This window comes from Sporosarcina cyprini (genome assembly GCF_022048975.1).
GTDB lineage: Bacteria > Bacillota > Bacilli > Bacillales_A > Planococcaceae > Sporosarcina > Sporosarcina cyprini.
In genome coordinates this window covers 210,882-229,615 of sequence record NZ_JAKMHX010000023.1, presented here as the reverse complement: position 1 = coordinate 229,615, position 18,734 = coordinate 210,882, and the positions used below count along the sequence as shown (strand labels likewise).

Genomic DNA, 18,734 nt, shown 5'->3' with positions numbered 1-18,734 from the left:
AAACACGGTATATGCAGTTTTCGTCTCGCAAACTATGCCTCTATTTGTACGCATGATATGACGTCCCCTTTAATGTAATCCTGTATGTATATAAAATCGCCCTTCAATAGCAGAACGATAGCCATAATATATTTCCTATGCCGCTCAATTGTTTTTCTGGATACATCCACTAGACTCTCCAGCTCTTTTATCGGTAACTGCTTCTTGTGGTCCATGAAATCGAAAAGAGTGGGCGTTTCAGCTATGATTTGAGCAATCTGGATGGCTGTTCTTCTAGTATCCGCATGCTTTGGTGATGTTCGGCTTAATTCACCGAACGATAATCCGTATGTTGAAAGCAATTCATTATATCGATGTATCTCGTCTTTTCTTTCTTTGGCTTGATAATCTTCTGTATATTGATGCATGGAAACCTTAGTGAAAACAGGATGTTGATCATCTATATTTAAATCCGCCTCCTTGTTTGCATCCACAAGAAGGACGGGAGTGCTATTTGCCGTTTCTTTTCGAATGAAGTCAATGAGTCTTCTCTTGATAATCAAATACGCAAATGTTGTCAGAGAAGCGTAATGTGCCGTTTCAAACTTTACTATTGCTTCATAGAATGCATTCATTGCTATGCTAAATTCATCATCATGTTCATCAATACGACGGTTGCAAATGAAGGAAGCTGTTTTTTTCATGAATGGCGTATAGGTGGAGAGGAGGTCGTTCATGACCTCCTCATCCCCTCTTTTCGCCTTGCATACTAGTTCGTGTAATGTATGGTCTGTTTTTCTGCTATGAAACATTCCTTGAATTAATGACAAGAACATACATACCCTCCGTTCCCACTAAACCCGATTGCTTATGATTGTAATGGGTGCACCGGGTATTGAAAAGATGTTTTGCCTGGTAATTTTTACTTGTGGTTCTCTTTTTTCTCAACTTGCTTTTTGGCTTTTTCTGCTTTACGCTCTACCTTCACTTCGGCACGCAGTTCTTTTTCAGTAGTTTTTAACTCTGCTCGAGCTGCTTTCTCTTTCGCTTTCAACTCGGTCCGCACTTCTTTCTGAGCCGCTTTAAGAGCGTGGAATTCCTCTTTTTGCTTTTGCTTTTGCACACGCAGTTCTTCTTTTTGTTTTACTTTTAAAGCTTTACGCTCTGTCTTTAATTCCATGTTTGTTTGTGCTTTTGTTTTTACTTCTTGATTTACTACTGGTTCTGCAACTACGTTTTCATCTTTTTCCTCGATTGAAGACTCGGATGCTTTGTTTTCTGTCGTTTGCTCCGCTTTATTGTCTGCCTTTACAGTCGATTCTTTTGATTGTTTCGCTTCCCACTTTTCTAAAGCGCGTTCGTAGTTGCGTTTAATAGATGCTTTGGCGTTTGGATTTTCCACTTTGTCATAAGCTTTTGCTAGTGCTGCCAGGTTGCCTGCAGTATAGCCCTCCGGAATTGCTGGCAATTTTTCTTCAGCCTGATCTTCCTTTTCCTGGCCCTCTGCTTTTTCTTCATTGTCATCTTTGGACTCATTCGAAACTGCTGGCACCTCAGTACTTTCTGATGTTTCGAATTTTGGAGCCTCTGTCTCTTCTGCTGTAGTAGCTGCTGCTTCATCCGCTTTTTTATTCAGATTGCTAAGATCGATTACTTCCTCAGCATTCGCCCATACATAGCCTGTCCCTGATACTGTCAAACCTGCAATTAATAGTGCTACTCCGGATTTCTTCCATTTCTTTTTCATATTCTCATCATCCTTTTTTACGTTTTTGTCTTTGCTGACAACTAGTTGTTCGAACTATAGTTTGATTTTCTGGGGGTCATTCAGCTATAAATTGAACTTATTTATGTAAAAGGTAAATTCGTACTATAAATTAGGGTGTTAATAAGCAAAACCGGCTGCGAATGAAGGATAGTCCCTCTTTCACAGCCGGTTTATTATTAAATCCATTGTCTGCCTTATTTCTCGCAAGCAATTAAATCTTTATCACGATCCAGCTTGGTATTTTTATTATAGAGCTCTTTCGATACAAAGGGCGTATACTTCGTTTTGCCGCCTTTATTTTTCACGTTCGCAGATTGGGCAACGCCGCCTTTGTAAACCTTGTTCAGCTCGGTGCAGTTTTTATAGGCTACTACTTTTTCGCCTTTCGCTTCGACTGGTGCAGAGCTGACTGAAAATGTGAGTGCGATTAGCAGTGCAAATAATGCGGTGATCCATTTCTTCAATGTATTCATCTTCCTTTCAATCAAGTTCCATATACTGCTAATAGAATACTCCCGATTTACTATTTTGTCTAGAAATCTTTTATTTATTACATAAAAAAACCAGAGAATAAGCATCTCTGGTTTTTTCGTTTTTTATGAAGCTTTCCGTAAGTCTTCTGTGCTTGTTTTTCCCCAAATGGACTCTACCCATTCCGGATGGTCGATAAAAGGATTTCGGTTGCCTTGGATGGAAAAGATGACTTCATTCCGATTGCGTTCAAAGGCATCGACCGGATCCTGCTTATGCCATTCAAGAAGAACTGACAGCTTGCCGTGATATGGCGCGCTTCCGTTTCCTAAACGTTCATTCAGCTCAAGATCGACTCGGTCGCCCGCTTCATAGCGTGTCGCCATGTAAAACAGCATTCTCGCCACGTCGCCCTTCACCCGATCTGGCGGCTCAAAGGAGTTCGCTGTCTTGTAACAGCCGTTACACCCGCTTACCGGGCTTCCTCCATTGTCAAAGTCTAGATTTCCACGCGAGCTATTCACTTGGACATCTGTTGGACGTAAGTGATGAATATCTGTTCCCGGACCGACTGATGTTCCAAAGTTGCCGTGTGACTTCGCCCAGACATGCTCTCGGTTCCAGTCGCCGACATTACCTCCATTCCGATCTTTCGAGCGTGATTCGCCGGAGTAGAGCAAAATGACATTGTTTGGATTGGACGGATCTTCATCTGTCTGTTTCAATGCATCCCACACTTGGGTATATGTCAGTTTCCGATGATCCGCGATGATATCATGAAGGGCTGTCTTCAATGCCTGCCCTTCTTTTCCAACAGCATTTTTATAATAGTCATTTTCAGGAGTTGCTTCTTCTTCCGTTACGACTACTGTAAAGCTTGCAGTGACTGTCTTTTCTCCATCCGTCGCTGTGACACCGACTATATGATCCCCTTTTTCAAGAGAAAGCGTCAAAGTTCCTTTTCCTAGATCGACTGTTCCCTTTGTCGCTGAATAACTTAATTTGTCGCCATCCGGGTCAGAGAAATGCTCGGAGAGATTGATGGTAATCGTCTCTCCGACTTTCACATTTTTATTGGCAATCGGCTTCGTCACAACGGGTGCTTGATTGACAGCCGGTACCTGAATCCGCTTGCCTTTTGAGTTGTAGAAAACAACTTTTGATGGATCTGCACCTTTTACAAAGTCGATTTTCCGGATATTCTCCGCTCCTCTGACTTCTAGAGGATTCGATCCTTCAACAATGACATGCCCCATTTCGGTGCCTTTCATATCTACGATCAAGCCTTTTTTCTTTGGCTGTAGAATGACGCGATTCGTCTTGAAGCCATCTCCCGTCAACTCTACATAATCCCCTTTTAAATAAAGGCCTTCCTTTAGAGAAGATGCCGCATCCATTGAAACGGAGACACTTGGTTCTGCTACAACGATCTGCTTTTTATGCTCATTCACTAATGTATACACTTTCTTAATCGGAACCGGTTCCCAAATAACTGGAGCTTTAAACTCGATTTGTACCATGACCGGATCATGGTCGCTCGCACGTCCTGCCATGTCTGTGAAATCAGCATTGATATGCAACATATCAATTTCCGTCTGATCCGCCAGGTTATTTGAAACTAGAATATGGTCGAGCACTTGTGAATTTCCTTGGTAGACATAGGAGTAACGATCGGATTCTTCTACCCGGTTGATCATATCCGTCATTAACTCGCCCTCATGGATTTTGATCGCTTGAGAGAATTGGAAATCGTTAAAATCTCCTAGGGATACGACATACGCATCCGGATTTGCGTTTTTGATTTCTCCGATGAAATCATAGACGATTTTCGCGATTTTCTTCCGCTGTACTTCACTGCCAAGAACCGGTGGCTGAATTGCACCAAATGCCGGTGTATCCCCATTCTTTGAATTCCAGTGGTTCGCAATGACGACAATAGACTCCCCTTGGAAGTCGAACTGTGCCGCAAGCGGCTTTCGGCTGCTCACGAATGCTTCATTGTTCGGATCAATACGTCCAGGGTTCAATGTTAATTTTCCGTTTTCATAGCCAACGGCAGTCGTTGCATCACCTGCTGGGCTGCCTTCCGTCAATGAGACACGGGCCGGATTGTACAAGAATCCGACACGGATGTTGGCATTCGGCTGACCGCCGTCTGCATTATTGACCGGATCGATATTGACATATTCATACCGCACACCGCCTGCATCGACAATCGCTTGGATGAGACGCTCGTAGCTTTCATTGGCACGTGAATCGCCTGCATCTGGTCCGTTATTGTCTTGCACCTCGGTTATACCGACGATATCAGGGCTCTGCATGTCGGATGCGAAAGCTCTTGCCAGTTTTCTTGCTTTGTCATCGGATGTCGTTTTCCGGTTGTTAGAGAAGTTCTCTAAGTTATACGAAGCGATTGTCAGCTTGTCATCCGCTTTCACAATCGTCGTCTTTTCAGGTGTTGCGTTCCCTTTGCGATGGGCCGCTCTCATCGTATCTAATGACGTGTAAATCTTATAGTTTTGGAATGAATAGCCGACGACCCCTGTGATTGGACCTTCGAATCGGTCGCCTGTCGCTACTTCAAACTCGCGTGCCGGTCCGTTCGGCTCTAACCTGAATTGGACGCGATCCGCGTTTTCATCGTTTTCCTTCAGAAGAATTCCGCCCATAATCGTCTCAGTCGGAACATTTTCAAATACTGTTACAAGATCGCCATGCTGCTGTGGCCCGACTGCCTTCACAGTCCCGACTTCCACGAGCATCGCTTCACGGCTTTCCCAGAAATCTGCCGCATATTTAGTCGGATCGAATTCCGCAAAGTTCGGGCTTGCAATATGCGATGCCGGCAATTTTGTTTCATCGATGACAAACGGGGTAGGCAGTGGAACATTGCGTTTAAGGATCGTCACCTTGCCGCCACGGTCATCCCGAACATTGATCTGTGTCGTTTTCAAATCAGTTTCTTGTCTGTCCGCGTATCCATCAATCGCATATTCGCTTACTTGACCTGATACAGACACCAAATCACCGATAGCTAGTTTCCATTTGTCTTTTCCGCTATAGAGAACAATCGCTTCCGAAGTATTCAAATCACCATCACGTTGATCGTCAGGCGTTTGGATATGGTAATACGTCGAACCGTTCAGTTCGTACTTGTACGTCACAATCCCTTCAACGCCTTCAACTACTTGATTATTGAAAGGCGATACATGGCCATCCCCTTGGATGTCATGGATTTTCAAGCTTTCAGTAATCGTGTAAGTGAATGTTTTTACATCGCTGTAGCGACCGTCATTTGTTCGAACGACCGCCTGGATAGTTGTTGATTCTTGAATGTCAATTGGCTCCGCATATGTGGCGCCATTTGCAATTGGGTTCGTTCCATCCAATGTATAGAGGATGTCCGCATCAGCTGTCTGTGTCGACAGCGATACCTTTGTGCCCCCGACATACGTTCCACTTCCAGGCGTTGCGATAACCGGCTGGACAATGGAGCTGTCGACTACGATATCTTGCGCGGAACGCGGAATTAGTTGATAGTCGTTGTCAAACTGCTGAACGATACCTGTAATGGAATCATACGTCGTTCCAACTGCAAGTCCGAGTGCAGCTGTTTCATCACGAACAATGAATTCCGTTCCATCTGTTGCCAAGTAATTCGCCCATCCGCTACCTGCCTGCACGTCGGAAAGAATGACGTTATGCACCGTAACAAGCTGAGATTCATTGGCTTCGTTTACATCCGCACCCGTAATGACTTTAGGTGCAGGAGCGCCGACTTGTTCCTTTTTCTCGACAAGGGTTGCCTTGTCCAATTGGAGCAGTCCACGATAATCTGCAAGCGTTCCGGTCAAGACGACTTCATCTCCAACCGTTGCTGCAAGTGATGTCGGCCTGACTGCGATCCCGCCTGTTTCATCTTGGACGGAAATCGTATTTTTGAGGGTAGCTGCTACGACTCCCTTGATCGTCACGGTTTCCCCAACAGCCATATTGCGCGCTTCAGCAATGGTTACAGTTCCAGCTGGATCTTCAGGATCACCCGGTTCTCCAGGAGTACCGCCTCCATCCATTTCATGCTGACCAAGATATTCAAATGTATCTTTCGGATAAACAACCCACTCATCATCACGGTTGAATGAATCATTGATAACACGGTCCCCTTCCGTCACGGAAGATTTCCGCACAAGCGTCACGTCAGTTCCCCAGTTGCTGCGTACCCCGACTTGTCCGAACGAATCAATGATAGTTCCTTTATGCTTCAAAACAAGCGCGTCATCCCCATTAAAATTAATGACGCTCGTATTTTCAAAATCCCCTTTTGCTTTTAACTCTGCCACCGCATCCCGATGCGTCAGGACATACGTGTCATCTTCGGCTAAAGTTCCCGACAATGTGAGCGTAGCTGAAGGCGCCGTTGCCCCATTCGCATACAGCTCCAAGGTGTACTCGCCAAGATTGACCGGAGCGCCTGTCCCGTTATATAGCTCAATGGCTTTATTAAAACTGCTTCCTTCCACATACTCCGAAATAATCAAATCTTCCGCTATTGTAGCCGATCGTACAACAGCCGGAAAAGTTGGAACGATCAAACTTGCAATCAACCCAACCGATAGCAAGCCGTTCAACCCTTTTTTCCATTTCCTACTTTTCATGTAACCGTTCTCCTCTCAAAGTTAGTATTCCACGGTACAATTGGAAAAATCGCTCCCTTTCCCTTGCCAGATTCATATTCTGCAAGACTTCATACTCATCGTACCATTGCCTCGAGAGCGTTTCTATGCGACTTTTTGTAAGATTTTAAAGATTTTATCTATATCATTTGACATATATTTCATTGGAAATTAAGTGAGTTTCGTCCGATTTGGTAATGTGAGGAAAGTTATAGATGTATGATTCTTGCTTGATTTTTTGTGGATTGATTGAAGACGGACAGCATACCCGGGCTTGAGGGACTGCAGAAGAAGTATGACTTTATTAAACTGTTGAGTTGCAAGCGGCGCTTGGAATTTATTGATGTTCGATTTGCCTTATTGGCGTTCGACTCGAGTTATTGGCGTTCAACATGAGTTATTGGCGTTCGACTCGAGTTATTGGCGTTCAGCTCGACTTATTGGCGTTCAACTCGAGTTATTGGCGTTCAGCTCGAGTTATTGGCGTTCAACCCGAGTTATTGGTGTGCAGCTCGCGTTTCTGGCGTTCAACTCGCGTTTCTGGCGTTCAACCCGGGTTTCTGGCGTTCAACTCGCGTTTCTGGCGTTCAACCCGGGTTTCTGGCGTTCAGCTCGCGTTATTGGCGTTCAACTCGCGTTTCTGGCGTTCAACCTCATATACTGGCGTTCGCCCCGCGTAGAATAACCTTCACCCCATTCGGGCGATCACTCCAAATTAAAAAACCATCCCCCACGGAGGATGGCTTTCGGTTTCATTAATATACAATCAACGCTTGCTCGACGCCGGCGCCTTCGACAATTCCTTGGACTTCTGCGCCGTCGAGTGTTTCCTTATGGTAAAGCACGTCGACCAGGTGTTCAAATTGTGGGGCGTATTCTTTAATGAGCATTTCGGTTTTGCGTAAGGCTTCTCCAAAGATTTTTTGCATTTTCTCTTCTTTCTCGCCTTTGTTGAAGGTGAGGGTGAAACTGTCTTGGAACAAGCCGGTGTCGACCATGCGCTCGATGATATCTTTGGCTTGTTGTACGTCACCGCTGACACCGATGCTATGCTCGCCGAGATAAATCCGTTCTGCGACACCGCCGGCCAAAATCATGCTCACTTGATCCATCAGCTCACTCGCCGTCTGCAAGTGGAGTTCCTTCTGAATTGGCGCCACATAACCAAGTGCCTGGCCTCGCGGAATGATTGTCGCTTTTCGGACTGATCCCGGTTTCGTCAAGGCTGCAACGAGTGCATGCCCTGATTCATGAATCGCGACACGGCGTTTCGTTTCAGGATCGTTTAACGCACGAGATGTGCTTCCTAAAATCGTCCGGTCAATTGCGAAGTCCAAGTCGCCTTTTCCGATTTGGTCGCGGCCGTCACGGATCGCGCGCTTACTGGCGGTTTCAAACAATGAACTCAATTCCGCGCCGGAGAAACCGGATGTGCTTTCTGCCAGCACATCGAGTGATGCGTACACTTCTTCAGACAATAGACGCCCTTTTGTATGGATATCGATGATCTCCCGGCGTCCGCTTGTATCCGGAAGCGGAACATTGAACGTATAATCGATACGACCCGGACGTAGAAATGCATCATCCAGCATATCTTTCCGGTTCGTCGCGGCAATGAAAAGAATGTCTTCGTTATCTTTTCCGCCATCTAATTGGACAAGCAATTCCGTTAACGTCTTCTCAGATTCTTCCCCGCCGTGCTCTTTCCGTTTTCCTGCCAGCGCATCGACCTCATCGATGAAGATGACTGCTGGACGTTGCTTGCGGGCATTTTCGAACAAGGTGCGTACACGGGAAGCCCCGACACCTACATATAGTTCTGTAAAGGCAGAGCCGCTGGAAGAGAAGAACGTTGCGCCTATTTCCTGGGCAATTGCTTGGGCAAGAAGCGTTTTCCCTGTTCCGGGAGGCCCGTATAATAGAATCCCTTTTGGCGCTTTAATGCCGATTTGCGCTGCTTTTTTCGGATCCTTAATAATCGATAAGGTTTGGTGGATCTCTTCCTTCATTTCTTCCGGAAGGCCGCCAATATCACTCAAAGTCACATTAGGCAGCGGAGTCGCTTTCGATGCTCCATTTTTCATAGAAGAAAGACCGACGCCGATTTTCCCTTTTTTGTGAAGAATGAGCAGCGTAATAAAAGAAAGGAGAATGATCCCGGCAATGATAAGTCCGCCGTATTGACCATTATCCACATATTTATAGGCAAGATTGTATTTCTCAACGAGCTGTTCTGCCAGCTGGCCTGAGGGACGGACTTGCGTTACATAGACCGTGTCCCCGTTTTCCAAATACAACGTACCATCCGATTTTTCTTTAAGCTTGAGTGGCTCACCCTTATGTTCTTGAATCGTTTTCTCCATTTCGGAAAACGACACCTGAACACCTTTATTTGCACCAGAGACATACCATCCGACACTGACAACTACACCCATGACGAAGAGGACCAGGACGACAATCTTTGTTGCAAATTTTAGATTAGGCTTCAAGCCATCCCCAACTCCTTTAGAAAGATAGACTTATTATATAAGAAAAAAATTCATTTTAACAGTTCTATGATTGGAGAATCATTGACAAATTTATTACGCTTGGTCGCTATCCTACTAGTATTAGTATGTTAGCAAGCCTGTCTTCGCCAATAAAATATTGACTTTCTTTGCACTACATGGTATTATTAATTTCTTATTCAAGTAGTGGCTTTTTAGTTTACATGGCATTCTACGTACTGTTTTTGAGGATACTTATTCACACTGGCGCGGCTATAGGGTCGCAAGGACGCATGAGAAGGAAGGGCTTGCGTTGCTTAGGTTAGAAGACACCCAGTGGAACATTGACCGCGGCAAGAGAATTCAATGAGAATTACTGAAACGAAAACTTGAAAAGTTACTATAATAAAAGGGTTGCTCCGATTTTCCGGGGCAACCCTTTGTTCATATTCTCTCTTCCGTCGAAGAATCAAAGAAATGAGCTTTATTCATATCAAATGCAAGCGTTACAGTTTCCAGCGGCTTGATGGCTGTGTCCGCTTCAATGCGCGCAATAAAGTCAGCACCATTCAAATTGGAATACAAATACGTTTCCGCTCCCATCAATTCAGCCACTTCGATTGTCGCCTCAAACTTCGACTGTGCATTGGACTCGATCGCTTGTGGATCTGTGTAAATATCTTCAGGGCGTACGCCGAGAATTAATTCTTTCCCTACATACCCTTTCTCTGCTAACCTGGCACGTTCCACACTTGGAACCGTAACGGTCGTGTTGCCAATTACAAAACCAGTTTCTGTTAACTTCCCCGGGAAAAAGTTCATAGCGGGTGAGCCGATGAAGCCGCCGACAAAGACGTTTACCGGGTTATCATACACTTCTTTTGGGGTTCCAACTTGCTGAATAAACCCATCTTTCATAACAACGAGGCGTGTCGCCATCGTCATCGCTTCTGTCTGGTCATGGGTCACGTAAATCGTTGTCGTTTGAAGCCGTCTGTGCAGCTTTTGAATTTCGGAACGCATTTGCACGCGAAGCTTCGCATCCAAATTCGAAAGAGGTTCATCCATTAGAAAAATTTTGGCATCCCGGACAATTGCGCGCCCTAACGCTACCCGTTGACGCTGTCCGCCCGACAACGCTTTCGGCTTACGTGATAAATAGTCTTCCAATCCTAAGATTTTAGCAGCCTCTTGAACACGTTCCTCAATCTCTTTTTTAGACACTTTCCGCAGTTTTAAGCTGAACGCCATATTTTCATAGACCGTCATATGCGGATATAGCGCGTAGTTTTGGAATACCATCGCGATGTCTCGGTTTTTTGGCGGCACATCGTTCATACGTTTGCCATCAATTTCAAAATGGCCGTCCGATATGTCTTCCAAACCGGCAATCATTCGTAAGGTTGTTGATTTTCCACAGCCGGAAGGACCGACGAACACGATGAATTCCTTATCTTCTATATGCAAATTAAAGTCTTTGACGGCGATGACGCCTTTTTCGTACTCCTTCGTCAAGTTGACTAATTTCATTTCAGCCATTTAACCTTCCCCCTCGCTTTCCTCCCCGTATAGCACTGTCACATTTGGGTGTTCATGCAGACAGCTGGCGGGAAATGATCCTGTTATTTTACCTGTACGCAGCTGGGCCAGCGCGTCCCTTTTTTCGTGGCCGTATGCCAGCAAGACAATGCTTCGGGCCTTCATGATTGTTTGCAGCCCCATTGTAATTGCCTGTTCCGGCATTTCTTTAACGTCAAAATACTTGGCATTTGCCCGCCGAGTGGAGGCGGACAATTCCGTCACATGCGTCCGTGACTGGAAAGAGGTTCCGGGTTCATTGAAACCGATATGACCATTTTGACCGATGCCGACGACTTGTAGATCGATCCCGCCGCTCGCCTCAATGGACGACTCGTACGCTTCACATGCTCCCTCCAAATTTTCCGCCATGCCATCCGGGATGTGCCGGCTGGCCACCGGTATATCGACATGACCGAAGAAATGGTGTTCCATGTAGGAATAAAAACTCTCAGGCTGCTCCTTCCCAAGCCCGATGTATTCATCCAGATTGAACGCCGTCACGCGGGCGAATGAAATTTCCTCTCGCTTAAAGCGGCTGACCAATTGCCTATACATGCCAATCGGCGTGCCCCCTGTAGCAAGCCCAATCACGCTGTCCGGCTTGCTCTCAAGTTGCTTCATCAGAATCTCCGCTGCCTTTTCACTCAATTCCTCGTAATCTTTCACTTTGATCCAACGCACGGTTTATGTACACCATCCTCCCCCTGCAGAATGTGGCCACAACATTAAATTCCTCATCTAGCAATACGATGTCTGCATCCTTCCCCTCCGTAAGGCTTCCCTTGCGATCATAGACACCAAGCCGTCTCGCCGCATTGGCAGAGGATAATGCGATGAGTTCCGGCATTGTTACAGTGCCAATCCCTTGCAGACGTTTCAACGCGTCGTTCATTTTAAGCACGCTGCCCGCTAATGTACCGTCCTTGAGTGTCGCCCGGCTGCCTTTTACCGTCACTTCCTGGCCGCCAAGCGTGTAGACGCCATCTGTCAATCCCTTAGCCCGCATGGAATCAGTGATAAGTATCATCCGTCCGGGACCGATTGTTTTGATCATCAGTCTGATCATATCTTCCGAAAGATGGATGCCGTCCGCAATCAATTCGCAAAATAAATCATCGATCAGCATGCCCGCACCGACTGTTCCAATTTCACGATGATGCAATCCCTTCATCGCATTGCCGAAATGAGTCAAATGAGAAAGCCCGTGGCAAGCCGCTTCATTGATCGTCATGAAATCAGCGTTTGTATGCCCTGCAGATACAAGAACATTTCGCGACGCCAATTGCCTGGTGACCTGGAAATCCTCATCTAGCTCAGGCGCCAACGTAACGACCGACAGTCCGCCCAAATCGTGGCCAAACCATTGTTCCAGCATTTCCATGGAAGGCAGCCTTATGTAATCGGCCGGCTGCGCGCCAGCTTGTTCTAAATTAATGAAAGGTCCTTCCAAATGAAAGCCGAGCATTTCTGCCCCATCTGGATGTTGCTCTTCCATGAAATGCTTGCCGCAATCAACTGCCAGCCGGATTGCTTCTGGTGATTGTGTCATCGTCGTCGCCAGGAATGCTGTCGTCCCTTCACGCGGCAGGGCATTCGAGATATTCGCATACGATTGCTTCGTTCCGTCCATAAAATCTGAACCGTCCGCCCCGTGGATATGGATGTCAATGAAACCCGGTAATGCCAGTAAGCCTTGGCCGTTAAAAATAGTGCCCGTAAAACCTTCAACAGAATCGGATTGAACGTTAGCGATTCGACATCCTTCCATTTGGATGTTTCCTTCTAGCATACGCCCATCCGGATGTACCATCTTTACATTCGTAATGAGCTTTTCAGACATTGCCCCTCACCCTTTCCTACTTTTTCCGGCGAAATGTCTGGCTTTGGATCTCCTCAATTGCCTCACGGGTCGCATCCAAATAAGTGATGGTCGTATCAAACTGCCTGGAGGCGACAGACATGAATAACATATCGATGACGTGAAGCTGGGCAAGCCGGGAAGATGTTGCACCGCTTCGGAAATTCGCTTCACGGGTAGGCGACGTATATAACTGTATATCGCTTATTTCCGAGATAGGCGTCTGTCCATATTTTGTTATGCTGATCGTGGTCGCGCCGTTTAGGCTGGCCAGCTCCATGATTTTTTCCACTTCGAAGGTGGCGCCGGAAAACGAGATGCCGACCACCACGTCTTCCTCGCTGACGTTCGCCATGATCGTGGCGCCCATATGCAGATCGGTGCTCGCTGTCGACGGTTTATGGATGCGAAGGAACTTCTGCTGGGCGTCTAGTGCCGGAATGCCTGAAGCCCCCACACCGAAAAAGTGAATGTTCTTCCCCTGAACAATCGCTTCTACCGCCCGTTCCAGTTGCTCGCTGTCGAGCAGCTCCACGGTTTCCAGAAGCGTGTGTACCGCATGATCAGTCACTTTTTGCATCAGCGCTTCCACCGGTTCATTCGGCTGGATATCACGATTTGTTATTTCCAGCTTCCGTCCAAGATCCCCGTTGATCCGCAGTTTCAAGTCTTGAAAACCTTTCAGCCTCAACGATTTACACAGCCTTGTGACCGCAGCTCCGCTTGTCTGTGACACTTCTCCCAACTCCGTGACGGTCATGGACACGATATCTTGCGGGTTTTCCAGAATATAATCCGCTATTTTCTGCTCGGACGGCGGGAGGGTTTCCCTCATCTCTTTAACTAATACTAATCCGCCACTCGTTTGTGCCATCTCCATCAGCCTGCCTTTTCGATCAAGTCAACTCTTTCATCATCACTTCAAAGGTTCTGTATGTGGTAAATCCATTCTTTCTATATAAGTGCCCTGCTGCACTCGTTTCACTTGTCCATAGGAACCAAGCCCCTTGAATAGTCAATTGCTTCATTGAAAACAATATCTCATGCAATAGGATTTTTCCAAGTCCTTTGCCTTGTTCCGTTTCACTGACGCCAAATGGCCCGAACCGCTCCCGAATCATCTCATACCCGCCAAACATCGCGAAGCCGACAATTTCGTCTTTCTTTTTCGCAATCATGATTTGCGATGAATCAATCCCTTGCAGCAGCCCTTCCCGAATGGCGCGTCCCCAGTCCGGATTAAAGGCTTCATTTGCAAAACGGATCAAGCCGTACAAATCCCCGTCGCCAACTTTCTCGAAAGAGTAGCCTTCCTTCTCGCGAATCTCCTTCAGCCCTTTGACCTCTTCGGGATATGAGTATTCCGCCAAGCTTCGATGCATGGCAACTGGCGAATAAAGGCGGCGAAAGCCTTCCTTCATGAGAAACTCATAACCCGAAGCATAATGAGCCCGATCAATGCCTGGGAGAAAATAATTGGGTGCGTAGGAAGAGAAAAAGACTTTATCCACTCCCTGTTTCTTTAGGAATCGAAGCGCTTGGTCCATCATGCCATGGCCGATTCCTTCCCTTTGGGCATCTGGTTTTACCATAAAGAACGTAATCCAGCCGGTCCCCTTTTCCAAATCTATTCCGCTCATCGGCAACCTTCGTCGAATGGCAAGAAGCGCCCCGGCCATCTCTCCATTCTGTTCCGCGATAATCAATCCGTCCGGATCAAAATTCGCATCAAGCAACACTTGATTCCGAAAACGTTTCAACGTAATCGGGTCGAAGGCCAGGACTTCATTCCATAAAGAGACGATATCCCTCTCATCACCGCTCGTAAATGTGCGAAAGACTGTCATCGGGTTTCACCTGCTGATGCCAAAGCGACTGCTCTTTTCACAAAGCCTTCCGACCGGTCAATCAATTCCAGAGCCTCCGACTCCGAGACACCCGCGAGAATCATGACAATCGCCTGTTTGACATTATAATTTGTCGTTTCAAGTGTTGTTTCTGCCAGCTCATACGGAGCTTCTGTAATCGTGCACACCATTTGTTTCGCACGTTCTTTTAATTTGAAATTGCTCGCATGCAAATCAACCATTAGATTTTTGTAGATTTTCCCGATTTTCATCATGGCGGTTGTCGAGATCATATTCAACACCATTTTATGGGCTGTTGCTGCACGGAGCCTTGTTGACCCGGCCACGACTTCGGGACCCGTGATCACTTCAATTTTCACATCCGCATGTGCGCTGATGGCGGAATTGGCGTTGCCCGTCAGACTGACTGTTGCTGCACCAATAGATTGGGCGAATGCCAGGGCGCCTTTTACATAAGGCGTCCTGCCGCTTGCAGCGATGCCAATCACGACGTCATTTTCTGCAAGATTCAGCTCCCTCAAATCCGCCGCGCCGAGTGACTCATCGTCTTCCGCGCCTTCCACTGCATGGTACATCGCACCAGGACCGCCTGCCAGTACGGCTTGCACCAATTCTGGCGGTGTGCTGAAGGTTGGCGGGCATTCAACTGCATCCATGACACCGATCCTGCCACTCGTTCCTGCTCCGATATAAATGAGCCTTCCACCATTCTTGAAAGCGGCAACCACTTGTTCAATCGCCTGTTCTATTTCTGGCAGCACTTGCTGGACAGCTAAAGCAATTGTCATATCCTCTTCATTCATGACTGTAATCATTTCCCGGATCGACATCTCATCCAGGTCCACCGTCTTCGGATTACTCTCTTCAGTGATCAGTTTCGATATCTTTTCCATCGCTCCGCCTTCCTATCTATAACGTAAGTATCGTTCTCTGTCCGCTACAAATTCCTTTGTTCCTTCCACACATTCTTCGATATATCCCACTGGGTCCCCAATTCTCAATCCGTTTCGCAACGTGGAACTGCCTGCCAGCAAATCAAACATTGGATGTTTTAATGAACCATATTCCAAAAACGAAATATCGTATGGGTACAATTTGAACAACACATCAAGAACTTGCACCATCGTCCTGACAGGCTCGATTTTTCTTCTGTCCAGCACATGCAGCTGGATGCCTTGGCACATTTCTCCGGCATACTTTTGATACGTCGGAGTGAAAACAGTCGACCGTGCTTTCACATGCTTCAGGCCCAGTTCATTCACCGCATCCTGTAGCCGCTCTCCGTCAATAAATGGAGCCCCCAGAATTTCAAAAGGCTGCGTCGTCCCTCGCCCTTCCGAAAGATTCAGCCCTTCGAGCAAGCAAGTTCCAGGATAGAGCAGCATCATATCAAGGGATGTGACATTAGGAGACGGCGGTACCCACGGCAAGTTCAAGTCTGGCAGTAGATTGTCACGCTTCCACCCTTGCATCTCCACAACAGTTAGTGGACATTTGATCGCAAACGCCTCATTAAAGTAGGACGCCAGTTCCCCGATCGTCATGCCGTGCCGGTTCGGAATCGGATACAATCCGACGAACGACGTAAAATCAGGCGCAATCCTGTTTCCTACCACGGCAGTGCCGCCAATCGGGTTTGGGCGGTCCAACACAATCATACGCTTGCCTTTCCGCGCACAAGCTTCCATCATGTAAGCCATGGTGTATATATACGTATAGTAACGGGCGCCGATATCTTGAATATCCATCACGACGACATCAACCTTCTCCATCATCTCATCCGTTGGCCTTTTCGTTTCACCATACAGGCTGAAGACCGGCACGCCTGCCTTTGGATGACGGCTGTCTCCGAATTTCTCTCCTTCTTTCTTATTCGTCAGCAGCCCATGTTCAGGCGCGAATAAAGCGGTGAGATGGATGTCCGGATGTTCGTGAAAAAGTCGGATTGTCGAATCAAGCGAGGCACTAACTCCGGTTTGATTCGTCAAGAGCCCGATTCGTTTGCCGCGAACTTCTTCAACTTGTGTCTCGAGGAACACGTCAATCCCAAGTTTGACGAACATCATTCTTTGACTCCGCCAAGTGTTAATCCTTGGACGAAGTATCGCTGGAACAGGATGAACACGATGATCATCGGGATTGCAGCAACCGCAGCGCCGCTCATCAATAATTTAAAACTCGCCAAGTTGGCGTCTTGCAATGTTTTCAATCCCACTGGCAATGTGTACAGCTCCGCTGTGTTCAGGACGATAATCGGCCAGAGGAAAGAGTTCCACACGTTCATAAATGTAAAGATGCCGAGCGCTGCCAATCCCGGTTTGGCAAGAGGCAGAACAACTGTCCAAAACGTCCTCCACTCACTTGCACCGTCCATTTTAGCGGCTTCCAGCAATTCATCTGGAATGGAATACATGAACTGTCTCATAAGGAATACTCCAAATACCATTGACAAATCAGGCAGAATGAGAGCCCAGTGCGTATCCATCAAGTTCAAATTCCCGACCATGATGAACAATGGCACAAGCGTGACTTGCCCCGGAATCATCATCGTCGAAATGATAATCCAGAAGATCAGGTTCCTGCCGGGGAACCGCTTTTTTGCCAGTACATATCCCGCCATGGAGTCGATGAGCAGGATGCCGACGGTAACGACAACTGCAATATATAAGCTGTTGAAGAACCATTTTCCGACATCATGTTTTTTGAACAGCGATTTAAAGCTGCCAAATGTATTCGAGACGATATGATCCATCTGCGCCTTATGGTATGCTTCAAGCTCCCCATCTCCAGCTTTTTTCGCTTCCCGCTCGCCTTTCCAATGCTCGAAATACAGCGGGATGCCCATCGGATACATTTTCGGCGGATTGGAATCCACATAGGAAACTGGCCGTTCCATCTCCATGGACTGATAGCTGCTCAATTGGAGTGAAGTCGAGAACACCCAATACAGCGGAAGCAGAGAAACGACTGCAAATATAGAGAGCAGGGCAAAGATGATAAATTTATTTAAACGATCAAGTGGTTTTTTCTTCATTTTCCATCCTCCAATCACTCATCATGACGAAGCATCCGGAACTGGATGACAGAAAAGATGAGGATGATGACAAACAATACGACTGACTGGGCACCAGCCAATCCGAAATCAAAATCGCGGAATCCAGTTTTATAGATGAGATGCACGAGTGTTTCCGTCGCACTTCCTGGTCCCCCGCCCGTCATCATAATAATTTGGGTGAAAACTTGGAAGGAACCAATTGTACTGAGAAGCACTAAATACAAAGTCGTTGGCTTCAATAAAGGGATCGTTATATGGATCCATTGTTTGAACTTGCTTGCTCCATCCATTCTCGCCGCCTCATAGAGAGATTGGGATATGGACCCCATGGATGCCAAGTACATGATGATGCCGACCCCGAACGGGATAAGGCATTGCATAATGATGAGCGCCCAGAGAGCAGTGTTTGATTGGCCCAGCCAGTTGACCGGACCGACGCCAAACCATCCAAGTACATAGTTGAACAGACCAAAATCGTAATTGTACATCCATCTCCAGACCATCGCGATGATGACCATGGAAGTGACCGTCGGCAAATAAAATGCGGATCGGAAAAGACTTTGAGATAGTTTGCCCAGTTCAAAGATAAGCGTCGAAAGAACGAGTGCACTGATCACACCGAATGGCACGGTAACAACTGTAAACAGGAGTGTATTTTTCAGTGCGATCCAAAACGCATCACTTTGGAACACTTCTATGTAATTCTTGAGTCCGATAAACTCGCTGCCGAACACTTTATACTTTTGGAACGATAGAATAAAAGCCCAAACGACTGGAATAGCAACGAAGAGGGTGAATAAAATGAGCTTTGGCAATAAGAAAAGGTACGCGCTATAATTTTTCTTCATTTGCCGGAAGAGGTTTTTGTTCGGTTTTCTGAACAGCTTCATCTTTTCTTCTTTTTTCTTGGGCACAGCACCCATCGGCATTTGCGTCATGAAGACTCCGCCTCCTTAAAGATGAAGCAGGCGTACGCGATGCATAGCCTGCTTGCT

At 46.7% G+C, this 18,734-nt stretch carries 15 protein-coding genes; 1 reads left to right on the top strand and 14 read right to left on the bottom strand.

The window, feature by feature from the left end; translation table 11 throughout:
- Positions 1 to 32: 32 nt before the first annotated feature.
- The 4 genes from sigI to L7D49_RS09385 all read right to left on the bottom strand — a co-directional run bounded on the left by sigI (position 33) and on the right by L7D49_RS09385 (position 6,873).
- The gene (gene sigI, locus L7D49_RS09400; protein WP_238080567.1) at positions 33 to 815 is read right to left on the bottom strand and encodes an RNA polymerase sigma-I factor; all 783 of its coding nucleotides are present in this window, start codon (positions 813 to 815) and stop codon (positions 33 to 35) included.
- Between the two features lie 86 nt (positions 816 to 901).
- Entirely contained in the window at positions 902 to 1,726 is an 825-nt protein-coding gene (locus L7D49_RS09395; protein WP_238080566.1) for a hypothetical protein, read from the bottom strand.
- Between the two features lie 215 nt (positions 1,727 to 1,941).
- Positions 1,942 to 2,211, bottom strand: coding sequence for an excalibur calcium-binding domain-containing protein (locus L7D49_RS09390; RefSeq protein WP_238080565.1), 270 nt, complete (start codon positions 2,209 to 2,211; stop codon positions 1,942 to 1,944).
- A gap of 132 nt (positions 2,212 to 2,343) precedes the next feature.
- Positions 2,344 to 6,873: an endonuclease gene (locus tag L7D49_RS09385; RefSeq protein WP_238080564.1), complete on the bottom strand. Its 4,530-nt coding sequence runs from the start codon at positions 6,871 to 6,873 to the stop codon at positions 2,344 to 2,346.
- Positions 6,874 to 7,234: 361 nt separating this feature from the next.
- On the opposite strand from L7D49_RS09385, the gene L7D49_RS09380 reads away from it, so the two are divergent.
- A complete protein-coding gene (locus tag L7D49_RS09380; protein ID WP_238080563.1) occupies positions 7,235 to 7,576 on the top strand; it encodes a hypothetical protein in 342 nt (113 codons plus the stop codon).
- Positions 7,577 to 7,646: 70 nt separating this feature from the next.
- Here L7D49_RS09380 and L7D49_RS09375 read toward each other — a convergent pair whose 3' ends face one another.
- The 10 genes from L7D49_RS09375 to L7D49_RS09330 form a co-directional block, all read right to left on the bottom strand.
- Complete coding sequence (locus tag L7D49_RS09375; RefSeq protein ID WP_418895866.1) at positions 7,647 to 9,380, bottom strand: AAA family ATPase; 1,734 nt, start codon at positions 9,378 to 9,380, stop codon at positions 7,647 to 7,649.
- 441 nt (positions 9,381 to 9,821) lie between these two features.
- On the bottom strand, positions 9,822 to 10,916 hold the full coding sequence (locus L7D49_RS09370; RefSeq protein ID WP_238080562.1) for an ABC transporter ATP-binding protein: 1,095 nt from the start codon (positions 10,914 to 10,916) through the stop codon (positions 9,822 to 9,824).
- Positions 10,917 to 11,639 (bottom strand): glucosamine-6-phosphate deaminase, encoded by a 723-nt coding sequence (gene nagB / locus L7D49_RS09365; protein ID WP_238080561.1) that lies wholly within the window; start codon positions 11,637 to 11,639, stop codon positions 10,917 to 10,919. It lies immediately after the preceding gene.
- Complete coding sequence (gene nagA / locus L7D49_RS09360) at positions 11,599 to 12,798, bottom strand: N-acetylglucosamine-6-phosphate deacetylase (RefSeq protein ID WP_238080560.1); 1,200 nt, start codon at positions 12,796 to 12,798, stop codon at positions 11,599 to 11,601. Before nagA ends, nagB begins: the two co-directional genes overlap by 41 nt.
- A 16-nt stretch (positions 12,799 to 12,814) precedes the next feature.
- Complete coding sequence (locus L7D49_RS09355; protein ID WP_336246383.1) at positions 12,815 to 13,696, bottom strand: MurR/RpiR family transcriptional regulator; 882 nt, start codon at positions 13,694 to 13,696, stop codon at positions 12,815 to 12,817.
- A 16-nt stretch (positions 13,697 to 13,712) separates the two neighbouring features.
- The gene (locus tag L7D49_RS09350; protein ID WP_238080559.1) at positions 13,713 to 14,663 is read right to left on the bottom strand and encodes a GNAT family N-acetyltransferase; all 951 of its coding nucleotides are present in this window, start codon (positions 14,661 to 14,663) and stop codon (positions 13,713 to 13,715) included.
- Positions 14,660 to 15,577, bottom strand: a complete 918-nt coding sequence (gene murQ / locus L7D49_RS09345) for an N-acetylmuramic acid 6-phosphate etherase (RefSeq protein ID WP_238080558.1) — start codon at positions 15,575 to 15,577, stop codon at positions 14,660 to 14,662. The genes L7D49_RS09350 and murQ overlap by 4 nt, the downstream gene beginning before the upstream one ends.
- A 12-nt stretch (positions 15,578 to 15,589) precedes the next feature.
- On the bottom strand, positions 15,590 to 16,750 hold the full coding sequence (locus L7D49_RS09340) for an exo-beta-N-acetylmuramidase NamZ family protein (RefSeq protein ID WP_238080557.1): 1,161 nt from the start codon (positions 16,748 to 16,750) through the stop codon (positions 15,590 to 15,592).
- Complete coding sequence (locus L7D49_RS09335) at positions 16,747 to 17,718, bottom strand: carbohydrate ABC transporter permease (RefSeq protein WP_238080556.1); 972 nt, start codon at positions 17,716 to 17,718, stop codon at positions 16,747 to 16,749. Before L7D49_RS09335 ends, L7D49_RS09340 begins: the two co-directional genes overlap by 4 nt.
- 14 nt (positions 17,719 to 17,732) lie before the next feature.
- Positions 17,733 to 18,677 carry a carbohydrate ABC transporter permease gene (locus L7D49_RS09330; protein WP_238080555.1) on the bottom strand — a complete coding sequence of 315 codons (945 nt, stop codon included), beginning with the start codon at positions 18,675 to 18,677 and terminating at the stop codon, positions 17,733 to 17,735.
- Positions 18,678 to 18,734 lie beyond the last annotated feature (57 nt).